The following is a 10960-nucleotide window of genomic DNA, read 5'->3' as shown; positions in this document are numbered from 1 at the left end:
CCGGGACGGCATGACAGCTGAGATGGAGTCATGACGGACTGCACCGAGCGAAGCGAGGGCCGGGACGGCATGACAGCTGAGATGGAGTCATGACGGACTGCACCGAGCGAAGCGAGGGCCGGGACGGCATGACAGCAGAGTTGGAGTCACCCCGACGACCCTAGCGGAGAGGAAATCACTTTCGCCCGGGTAGCCGCGACCGTACCGTCGGTGCAGACGCGTCGACCAGATCCCGCGAAGGAGGTGGGGAGCGTGCTGTTCGTCCTGGCGTCCCTTCACCCGGAGGCCTTGGGCTGACCCACGGTCAGGCCGCCTCCCGTCCCGAAACGGGTTCATCCATGTCGCACGATCTGTCCCAGCTCGGCTGGGACGAGTTCCTCGTATCCGCATACCGTCCCTACGACCGCTCCGACGCCACCGCGGGCCGTGTGCTGCGCGCCGACCGGGGCGTCTGCACCGTCCTCGGCCAGGACGGCGTCGCCCGGGCCAGCCTCGGCGGCAGTGTGCTGCTCACAGCGGCGAAAGACCCGGCGCTGCTGCCCTGCGCCGGCGATTGGGTGGTGCTGCGGCACTGGCCCGACCGGCGGACCACGATCGAGGCTGTCCTGCCCCGGCGCACCTGCCTGGTGCGCCGCACCTCCGACAAGGACAGCACCGGTCAGGTTCTCGCCGCGAACATGGACACCGTGGCCGTGGTCGAGCCGATCCACCCGGAACCGGACGACGCGCGCATCGAGCGCCTGCTCGCCCTGGCCTGGGAATCCGGCGCCCGGCCGCTACTGGTGCTCACCAAGGCCGACATGTCGGCCGACCCCGAGGCGATCAGCCGGCAGATCGCCGGGATCGCGCCGGGTGTGCCGGTGCTCGCGGTCAGCGCGCGGCTCTCGCTCGGGGTCGAGCAACTTCGCGCGTACGCCGGGAAGGGGCGCACCCTGGCGTTGCTGGGGCGCTCCGGCGCGGGCAAGTCGACGCTGGTCAACGCGCTGGCGGGCACGCCCGTCATGCCCGTGCAGCAGATCCGTGACGCCGACGGCAAGGGGCGGCACACCACCGCGTACCGCAACCTGGTTCTGCTGCCGGGCGGCGGGGCCGTGCTGGACACGCCGGGCATCCGGGGGGTCGGCCTGCTCGACACCGCCGAGGGCCTGGCCCGGGCGTTCGCCGACATCACCGGGGTGGCCGCGCAGTGCCGCTTCGACGACTGCCGGCACGAGACCGAGCCCGCCTGCGCGGTGGCCCGGGCGGTCGCCGACGGCACGCTGGCCCCGCGGCGGCTGGCCAGCTGGCGCAAGCTGCGGCACGAGATCGAGGTCGAGTCGGCGCGGCAGTCGGCCCGTCTGGCCGGGGCGGCCGGACACCGCCGCAGGCGTTCCTGACGTATCCCTCTGTCACAATGCACCGGTGCGTGCGGTGGAGGAAGTCGTCGAGGGCAAGGCCGGACCCCGGCCCGAGCCGCCGGCGCCGCGGCGGTCCTGGGCCGACCTCCGGGCCGGGCTGAGCTATCTGTCGCTCGCCGTGCTGGTGATGATCCAGCTCTGGCGCGACCCGAGCGGCCGGGTGCTGGCCAGCAACGACGACGACCACGGGGTCTTCCAGTTCTTCCTGGCCCACGGCGAGCGGGTGCTGTTCCACGGCGACAACCCGCTGTTCACCGAGCGCATCAACGTGCCCGACGGCGTCAACATGATGGCCAACACCTCGGTGCTCGGGTTGAGCCTGCCGTTCGCGCCGGTCACGCACCTCTTCGGGCCGGCCGTCGCAGTCGTGCTGCTGCTCACGCTCGGCCTGGCCGGCACGGCCTTCGCCTGGTACTGGGTGCTCTCGCGCCACCTGGTGACCAGCCGGGTCGCGGCCTGGATCGGCGGCCTGTGGTGCGGCTTCGCGCCGACGATGATCTCGCACGCCAACGGCCACGTGAACTTCGTCAGCCAGTGGGTGCTGCCGTTCATCGTCTGGCAGGTATTGCGCCTGCGCGAGCCCGGCCGGCAGTGGCGTGGCGGCGTCGTCCTCGGCCTGCTGATCGTGCTGCAGGTCTTCATCAACGAAGAGAGCCTGCTCTTCGCCGCGATGGCCCTGGGCGTGTTCGTCATCGCGTACGCCCTGATGGCACCGGCCCGGGCCCGGCAGGACGCGCGGCACCTGCTCGCCGGCCTCGGGGTCGCGGCCGTGGTGGCCGGCGCGCTGCTGGCCTATCCGCTGTGGTTCCAGTTCTTCGGCCCGGGCAACTACAGCGGCCAGCCGTTCGCCCCCGACAAGTACGCGACCGACCTCGCCTCGCTGGTCGGGTTCGCCCGGCAGTCACTGGCCGGCAACGCCGAGCTGACCCGGCAGATGAGCGTCAGCGGCACGGAGGACAACGTGTTCTTCGGCCCGGTCGGCTTCGTGATGATCGTGGCGTCGGTGGTGGTGCTGTGGCGTTCGGTGGCCGCCCGGGCCACCGCGATCGCCGCCCTCGTGCTGCTGATCGCCTCGATGGGCCCCACCCTCGTCGTCTTCGGTCACCGCACGTCCGTCCCGCTGCCGTTCGGCCTGGTCAGCCACGTGCCGATCATCGACCTGGTCAGCGTGACCCGGTTCGCCATGGTGCCCGCGACCATCGCCGGCGTGCTGCTCGCGCTGGCCACCGACCGCGTGCGCGCCTTCACGCCGCGCGGGCGCCGGCTGTGGCAGGTGGGCCTGGTGCTGGCGCTGGTGCCCTTGTTCCCCAAGCCGCTGCCGGTCGTCGAGGCCGACCCGCTGCCGCCGTTCATCGCCGAGGGCGCCTGGCGGCAGTACGTGACCGACGACCGCAGCCTGGTCACGGTGCCGCTGCCCGAGGTCACCACGGGCCGGGCGGGCGTGCGCTGGTCGGCGCAGACCCTGCTCGACTACCGGTCGCCGCGCGGCTACTTCATGGGCCCGGTCGACCCGCCGCTCGACCGCACCGGATCGTGGAACGCGCCGCGCCGGTTCACCTCCGACCTGCTGTGGCGGGTGCGCGAGTACGGCGTACGCCCCCCGCTGACCGCGGGCGACAAGGCCCGGATCACCGAAGACCTGATCTTCTGGCGGGCCGCCGTGGTGGTTCTGGTGCCCGGCAGCCGTAACGAGGGACCGCTGCTCGACACGCTCACGGCCGCGCTCGGCCCGCCTCAGCAGGTGGGCGGCGTACGCCTGTGGGACGTACGCTCGTTGCCTGTTCCCTCGAACGAGTGAGCTAACTGCACGTGATTCGCGGGAATTAGCGCGATGTGACAAGCGCTGCATCTACTCGGCGTTGTCGGCGGCAAAACTTGTCGTACCCCATGGCTAGAGTGGCCGCGGCTCTGCTCTTTTCAAACACCTGTACGGAGAGGCTGGCTGGTGGCCGACCGTTTGACTATTAGAGGCGCGCGCGAGCACAACCTGCGCGACGTCAGCTTGGACCTGCCCCGCGACGCCCTGATCGTGTTCACGGGTCTGTCCGGCTCCGGCAAGTCCAGCCTCGCGTTCGACACGATCTTCGCCGAGGGGCAGCGTCGCTACGTCGAGTCCCTGTCGTCGTACGCGAGGCAGTTCCTCGGGCAGATGGACAAGCCCGACGTCGACTTCATCGAGGGCCTGTCCCCGGCGGTGTCGATCGACCAGAAGTCGACCTCGCGCAACCCGCGCTCGACGGTCGGCACCATCACCGAGGTCTACGACTACCTGCGCCTGCTGTACGCGCGTACGGGCATCCCGCACTGCCCGGTCTGCGGCGAGCGGATCAGCAAGCAGACCCCGCAGCAGATCGTCGACCGGGTCCTCGAGATGGACGAGGGCACCCGTTTCATGGTCCTCGCCCCGGTCATCCGCGGCCGCAAGGGCGAATACATCGACCTGTTCGCCGACCTGCAGGCCAAGGGCTACGCCCGGGCCCGGGTCGACGGCGTGGTCCACCCGCTGACCGAGCCGCCGAAGCTGAAGAAGCAGGAGAAGCACACCATCGAGGTGGTGGTCGACCGGCTCAGCGTCAAGGCGGCCAGCAAGCAGCGGCTCACCGACTCGATCGAGTCCGCGCTCGGCCTGGCCGGCGGCATCGTGCTGCTCGACTTCGTCGACCTGCCGGAGGACGACCCGCAGCGCGAGCGCCGCTTCTCCGAGCACCTGGCCTGCCCCAACGACCACCCGCTGGCCATCGAGGACCTCGAGCCCCGGGTGTTCTCGTTCAACGCCCCGTACGGCGCGTGTCCCGAGTGCACCGGCCTGGGCACCAAGAAAGAGGTCGACCCCGAGCTGCTCATCCCGGACGAGGAGCGCAGCATCCGCGAGGGCGCCATCCAGCCCTGGTCCGGCGGCCAGACCCAGGAATACTTCCTGCGCCTGCTCGAGGCGCTGGCCAAGGCCGAGAAGTTCAGCGTCGACACCCCGTGGCGGCAGCTGCCCAGCCGGGCGCAGAAGATGATCCTGCACGGCTCGGAAGACCAGGTGCACGTGCGCTACCGGAACAAGTACGGCCGCGAGCGGTCCTACTACACCGGCTTCGAGGGCGTGGTGCAGTGGATCGAGCGGCGGCACAACGACACCGAGAGCGACTGGTCGCGCGACAAGTACGAGGGCTACATGCGCGACGTGCCCTGCCCGGTCTGCGGCGGCTCCCGGCTCAAGCCCGAGGTGCTGGCCGTGACGATCGCCGGCAAGAGCATCGCCGAGGTCTGCAACCTGTCGATCGGCGACTGCGCCGACCTGCTGGCGAGCATCGCGCTCGACGACCGGCAGAAGATGATCGCCGAGCGGGTCCTCAAAGAGATCAACGCCCGGCTGCGGTTCCTGGTCGACGTGGGCCTGGAATACCTGTCGCTCGACCGTGGCGCGGGCACGCTCTCGGGCGGCGAGGCGCAGCGCATCCGGCTCGCCACCCAGATCGGGTCCGGCCTGGTGGGCGTGCTCTACGTGCTCGACGAGCCGTCGATCGGCCTGCACCAGCGCGACAACCACCGGCTCATCGAGACCCTGGTGCGGCTGCGCGACCTGGGCAACACGCTGATCGTGGTCGAGCACGACGAGGACACGATCCGCACCGCCGACTGGATCGTCGACATCGGCCCCGGGGCCGGCGAGCACGGCGGTCACATCGTGCACAGCGGCTCGGTCGAGGGCCTGCTGAAGAACCGGAAGTCGCCCACCGGCGCCTACCTGTCGGGCCGCAAGTCGATCCCGACGCCGGCCGGTCGCCGCCCGCAGATCCCGGGCCGCGAACTGGTCGTGCAGGGCGCCCGCGAGCACAACCTGCGCGGCCTGACCGTCGGCTTCCCGCTCGGGCAGTTCATCGCGGTCACCGGTGTCAGCGGCTCGGGCAAGTCGACCCTGGTCAACGACATCCTCTACACGGTGCTGGCCAACCAGATCAACGGCGCCCGCATGGTGCCGGGCCGGCACACCCGCATCACCGGCCTCGAGAATGTCGACAAGGTCGTCGGCGTCGACCAGTCGCCGATCGGCCGCACGCCGCGGTCCAACCCCGCGACGTACACGGGTGTCTTCGACAACATCCGCAAGCTGTTCGCCGAGACGACCGAGGCCAAGGTGCGCGGCTACGGCCCGGGCCGGTTCTCGTTCAACGTCAAGGGCGGCCGCTGCGAGAACTGCGCGGGCGACGGCACGATCAAGATCGAGATGAACTTCCTGCCCGACGTCTACGTCCCGTGCGAGGTGTGCAAGGGCGCCCGCTACAACCGCGAGACGCTCGAGGTGCACTACAAGGGCAAGACGATCTCCGAGGTGCTCGAGATGCCGATCGAAGAGGCGGCGACCTTCTTCGAGCCGATCACGTCGATCCACCGCCACCTCAAGACGCTGGTCGACGTGGGCCTGGGCTATGTGCGTCTCGGCCAGCCGGCGCCGACGCTGTCCGGCGGTGAGGCGCAGCGCGTCAAGCTGGCGTCCGAGCTGCAGAAGCGGTCGACCGGCAAGACGGTCTACGTGCTCGACGAGCCGACCACCGGTCTGCACTTCGAGGACATCCGCAAGCTGCTGCTCGTGCTCAACGGCCTGGTCGACAAGGGCAACACGGTGATCACCATCGAGCACAACCTCGATGTGATCAAGAACGCCGACTGGCTGATCGACATGGGCCCCGAGGGTGGCAGCAAGGGCGGTCTGGTGCTGGCCACCGGCACGCCGGAAGAGCTGGCCGAGGTGCCCGAGAGCCACACCGGTCAGTTCCTGCGGCACATGCTGGGCCTCGAGGGCGAGGGCCAAGGCGCTCCGGACGCCACAGCACGGGCGGCCAAGGCCAACGGCAGCCCGGCCAAGGCCGCACCCCGGGCCCGGACAACGCGGTCACGGGCCAAGGCGGCTGTCTGACCTTCAGCAACATCACAGGTGACTCAAAGCTACGAAGCCCGGTCGAGGACATAGCCTCGACCGGGCAATGCTTCGTGCAGGGCAAAAGCCGATGAACCCCACCAGAAGTCCGCACCCGGCACCGGATAATTTCGCGGTACGCCTGAACTCGGCGAGCCGCGCCAGCGTATGTAGAGGCGACGCCGTGTGACCACTCACGCGGACCAGGCACTGGAGGACAACCGATGACAGACGTGCAGACCACGACCGACGCCGAGCTCCACGAGGAGGAGCCCGGACGTCCGCGTTCGGCCAAGACGCGCCGTGTGGTCCTGCTCGGCGCCGGTGCGGCGGGCGCTACGGCCGTCCTGGCGGCCTGCGGCACGGGCACCTCGTCCACCAACAGCAACGGCACCGACTTCAGCGACAACCCCGGCCCGGCCGGCAGCAACGGCCCCGGTGCCGGCAGCAACGGCGGCTCGGGCAACAACGGCGGTTCCGGCGGCGCGGCCCTCGCGGCCGTGGGCGACGTGCCCGAGGGCGGCGGCATCATCGCCGGCGACTTCGTGATCACGCAGCCGGTGGCCGGCACCTTCAAGGCGTTCAGCAAGGTGTGCACGCACGCCGGCTGCGACGTCAACAAGATCGACGGTGGCCAGATCTCGTGCCCCTGCCACAACAGCAAGTTCTCGATCGAGACGGGGGAGCCGACCTCGGGGCCGGCCACCAAGGCGCTGCCCGCGACCGAGGTCAAGGTGGACGGCGACAACATCGTCGCGGCCTAGATCTCCGACGATTCCCGGGCCGGAGGTCCGCGCCGTGGCGGCGGCGACGGACCTCCGGTCGGGTAATCATGTCAGTCCCCCGCACTACTGTTGAGCCTGTGCCAGACCCCTCCAGCTACCGCCCCGCGCCGGGCACCATTCCCGAGTCGCCGGGTGTCTACCGCTTCCGCGACCCGGGCGGCCGTGTCATCTACGTGGGCAAGGCCAAGAATCTGCGGAACCGGCTGAATTCGTACTTCGCCGACACCTGGTCGCTGCACGCCCGTACGCAGCAGATGGTCACCACCGCCTCCAGTGTGGACTGGGTGACCGTCGGCACCGAGGTCGAGGCGCTGCAGCTCGAGTTCTCCTGGATCAAAGAGTTCGACCCGCGCTTCAACGTGAAATACCGGGACGACAAGTCCTATCCCTTCCTCGCGGTGACGCTCAACGAGGAATTCCCGCGGCTCCAGGTGATGCGCGGCGCCAAGCGCAAGGGTGTGCGCTACTTCGGCCCCTACTCCCACGCCTGGGCCATCCGCGAGACGCTCGACCTGCTGCTCCGCGTCTTCCCGGCGCGCACCTGCTCGAGTGGTGTCTTCAAGCGCGCCGGCCAGATCGGCCGCCCCTGCCTGCTCGGCTACATCGGCAAGTGCTCGGCCCCGTGCGTCGGCACGGTCACCGCCGAGCAGCATCGCGCCATCGTCGACGACTTCTGCGACTTCATGGCCGGGCGCACCGACACCTTCGTCAAGCGGCTCGAGCGCGACATGATGCAGGCCTCCGAAGAGCTCGAGTTCGAGCGGGCGGCCCGCCTGCGCGACGACATCGCCGCCCTGCGCCGCGCGATGGAGAAGCAGACCGTCGTGCTCGGTGACGGCACCGACGCCGACGTGGTCGCCTTCGCCGAAGATCCGCTCGAGGCGGCCGTCCAGGTCTTCCACGTGCGCGACGGGCGGGTGCGGGGCCAGCGCGGCTGGGTCGTCGAGAAGGTGGAAGACCTGACCACCGGCGACCTGGTCCACCACTTCTGCAGCCAGGTCTACGGCGGCGAAGAGGGCGAGGGCGACGTGCCGCGCGAGGTGCTCGTGCCCGCGCTGCCCGACGACGCCGGCGCCCTGGCCGACTGGCTCTCCGAGCACCGCGGCAGCCGGGTCTCGCTGCGCGTGCCCCAGCGGGGCGACAAGCGGTCGCTGATGGAAACGGTGTCCCGCAACGCGGGCGAGGTGCTGCAACGCCACAAGCTGCGCCGGGCCGGCGATCTGACCACCCGCAGCAAGGCCCTCGACGAGATCGCCGAGGCGCTCGGGCTCGACTCGGCGCCGCTGCGCATCGAGTGTTTCGACGTATCGCAGATCCAGGGCACCGACGTGGTGGCCTCGATGGTCGTCTTCGAGGACGGCCTGGCCCGCAAGAGCGAATACCGGCGCTTCGCCATCCGCGGCAACCCCGACGGCAGCGGCACCGACGACCTGGCGGCGATGAGCGAGGTGATGCGGCGGCGGTTCGCCCGCTTCCGCGCCCAGCCGGGCGCCGATGCCCCGCGCGACCACCCCGACCTCTCCGACGCGTCCGACCTCTCTGACCCCGCTGCCCCCTCTGGCGAGCTCGGCGTTTCGGGTCTGGACGCCGTCGGTGCTGCCGGTGTCGTCTGGGCCGATGCCGCCGCGGCCGCGGAAGCGGCAGCCGAAGACGCGACCGCCGGCGAACTGGTCCCGGAGGGCGACGAGGTCGCCACCGCCGACCTGCCCGGCATCGACCCACTGACCGGACGCCCCCGCCGCTTCGCCTACCCGCCGCAACTGGTCGTCGTCGACGGCGGCCAACCGCAGGTCAACGCGGTGGCCGCCGTCCTCTCCGACCTGGGCATCACCGACGTGGCGCTGTGCGGCCTGGCCAAGCGGCTGGAAGAGGTGTGGCTGCCCGGCGACGACTTCCCGGTGATCCTGCCGCGCACCTCCGAGGCGCTCTACCTGTTGCAGCGCGTCCGCGACGAGGCCCACCGCTTCGCCATCACGTTCCACCGCCAGCGCCGCTCGAAGCGGATGACCGCCTCGGCGCTCGACAACGTGCCCGGCCTCGGCGAAACCCGGCGCAAGGCACTGCTGCGCCACTTCGGTTCCCTCAAGCGGGTGGCCGCCGCGACCCCCGAAGAGATCACCGAGATCCCGGGCATCGGCCGCCGCACAGCCGAGGTGCTGCTGGCCGCGCTCAACCCCGAGCCCGCCCAGCCGGCCGACGCCGGAAACGCGGAACCCGGCGCGGTGCCGGCCGGGGGCGCAGGTCGCACAAAGGCCGGCGCCAACCGGTCGAAGGCCCCCCGGCCCGAGGCCCCATCACACCAATAGCTCCTGTTTCGGAATGGGGGTCGAGTCGCGGTGCGGCCCGGCGGCGCCTGAGCCTCAGCGCGGCCGGCTGCCATTCCGAAACAGGAGCCAGTCACCGACGTCCGGTGACCGCCACCACCGAGCGGTGACCGGGCCTGCGCTCCCTGTGGACAGCGCCCGGCCCGTATCGCCGCGCCTGTGGACAACCCGAAGCCCGATCCTCCGAAAGAACGTAGGGTCGGCCCCGATCGGGAGGGAGGCTCATCAGACCCGTCACTGGAGCCCGGAGCGCGCTGGTCGGTTGCAGCCCGGTGGAGTCGGCGGCGTGGGTCAGCCAGTCGAGATCGCCGGTTGCGTCGGCGGCTACATGGAAAGCGACAGCCGCGGCCAGTTGCCGTCGAGGCGAGCCCACATGTCCTCGCGATCCATCGACGAATCAGCCTGCCGGGCCCGCGAGGCACTGATCCGGGCGACGCGGCTCACGGATGGCCGGGGCCCTCGCTGCAAGATCGAGACGGTGGGGTGGAACGCTGGACGCGATGTTGTTGTTGTGACGAGCGGAGCCGCGGCACCGATCGGATGGATGACAGGCGTCCGAGGGGATGCCGGCGCCGGCTTCGGCCTAGGATGTTGTGTCCGCCGGGGGCGCGGGCGAAGCGACGCTGGGAGGCGTGCGTGACGGAGTCGATGCCGGAGTTCGTGGCCGACGCGACCGATCCTGATGAGGTGGCCACCGACCTGGTGGTCGTGACCGGGGTCTCCGGCGGTGGGCGCAGCACAGTCGCCCGCGCGCTGGAGAACGTCGGTTTCTACGTGGTCGACAACCTGCCCCAGGCGCTCATGCTCGACATGGCCCAGCTCGCGTTCCAGGCCGGGGGCGCGGCCCGGCGTACGGCCATGGTGCTCGACGTCCGCAGCCGGGCGTTCTCGACCGACCTCGCCGGGGCCATCCACGCCCTGCACGAACGGGGCTTCTCGCCGCGGGTCGTCTTCGTCGACGCCGAGGACGACGTGCTGATCCGCCGCTTCGAGTCGGTGCGCCGCTCGCATCCCCTCCAGGGTGACGGCCGCCTCGCCGACGGCATCGCGGCCGAGCGCAAACTGCTGGCCGAGGCCCGGGAGCAGTCCGATGTGATCATCGACACCAGCCATCTCAACGTGAACCAGCTCCGCCGCCGCGTCGAGGAGCTGTTCGGCGGCGAGGACGTGCGCCGGCTGCGCATCACCGTGCTGTCCTTCGGCTTCAAGTACGGCCTGCCGCCCGACGCCGACTACGTGATGGACGCCCGGTTCCTGCCCAACCCGTTCTGGGTGCCCGATCTGCGCGACCACACCGGCCTGGAAGAGGCGGTGAGCACCTACGTCCTCGACCAGGAGGGCGCGGGTGACTTCGTGAAGACGTACGCCGGGCTGATCGCGGCCACCGCGTCCGGGTTCGAGCGCGAGGGCAAGCGCTACCTGACCGTCGCCGTCGGCTGCACCGGTGGCAAGCACCGCAGCGTCGCGATCACCGAAGAGCTGACCGCCCAGCTGCGCGACATGCGTCTCTCGGCCCATTCCTCCCATCGCGACCTGGGGCGGGAGTGA

The 10960-nt window shown here is 70.5% G+C and carries 6 protein-coding genes; all 6 read left to right on the top strand.

Going from position 1 to position 10960, the window contains the following annotated elements:
- Positions 1-338: 338 nt before the first annotated feature.
- The gene (rsgA, locus tag KXC43_RS41830; protein WP_221381821.1) at positions 339-1376 is read left to right on the top strand and encodes a ribosome small subunit-dependent GTPase A; all 1038 of its coding nucleotides are present in this window, start codon (positions 339-341) and stop codon (positions 1374-1376) included.
- Between the two features lie 25 nt (positions 1377-1401).
- On the top strand, positions 1402-3195 hold the full coding sequence (locus KXC43_RS41825; RefSeq protein WP_221381820.1) for a DUF6311 domain-containing protein: 1794 nt from the start codon (positions 1402-1404) through the stop codon (positions 3193-3195).
- 147 nt (positions 3196-3342) lie between these two features.
- Positions 3343-6303, top strand: a complete 2961-nt coding sequence (gene uvrA / locus KXC43_RS41820) for an excinuclease ABC subunit UvrA (RefSeq protein WP_221381819.1) — start codon at positions 3343-3345, stop codon at positions 6301-6303.
- 224 nt (positions 6304-6527) lie between these two features.
- Positions 6528-7067 carry a Rieske (2Fe-2S) protein gene (locus KXC43_RS41815; protein WP_221381818.1) on the top strand — a complete coding sequence of 180 codons (540 nt, stop codon included), beginning with the start codon at positions 6528-6530 and terminating at the stop codon, positions 7065-7067.
- A gap of 98 nt (positions 7068-7165) precedes the next feature.
- A complete protein-coding gene (gene uvrC / locus KXC43_RS41810; RefSeq protein WP_221381817.1) occupies positions 7166-9394 on the top strand; it encodes an excinuclease ABC subunit UvrC in 2229 nt (742 codons plus the stop codon).
- 666 nt (positions 9395-10060) lie between these two features.
- Complete coding sequence (gene rapZ / locus KXC43_RS41805) at positions 10061-10960, top strand: RNase adapter RapZ (RefSeq protein ID WP_251801250.1); 900 nt, start codon at positions 10061-10063, stop codon at positions 10958-10960.

This window comes from Paractinoplanes polyasparticus (assembly GCF_019710575.1).
Classification (GTDB): domain Bacteria; phylum Actinomycetota; class Actinomycetes; order Mycobacteriales; family Micromonosporaceae; genus Actinoplanes; species Actinoplanes polyasparticus.
This window is presented reverse-complemented; position numbering and strand designations above follow the sequence as displayed.

Excerpts from the sequence above, each read along its gene's own strand:
- KXC43_RS41815 (WP_221381818.1), top strand. The coding sequence starts at position 6,528 with ATGACAGACGTGCAGACCACGACCGACGCCGAGCTCCACGAGGAGGAG.
- rapZ (WP_251801250.1), top strand. The coding sequence starts at position 10,061 with ATGCCGGAGTTCGTGGCCGACGCGACCGATCCTGATGAGGTGGCCACC.
- rsgA (WP_221381821.1), top strand. The coding sequence starts at position 339 with ATGTCGCACGATCTGTCCCAGCTCGGCTGGGACGAGTTCCTCGTATCC.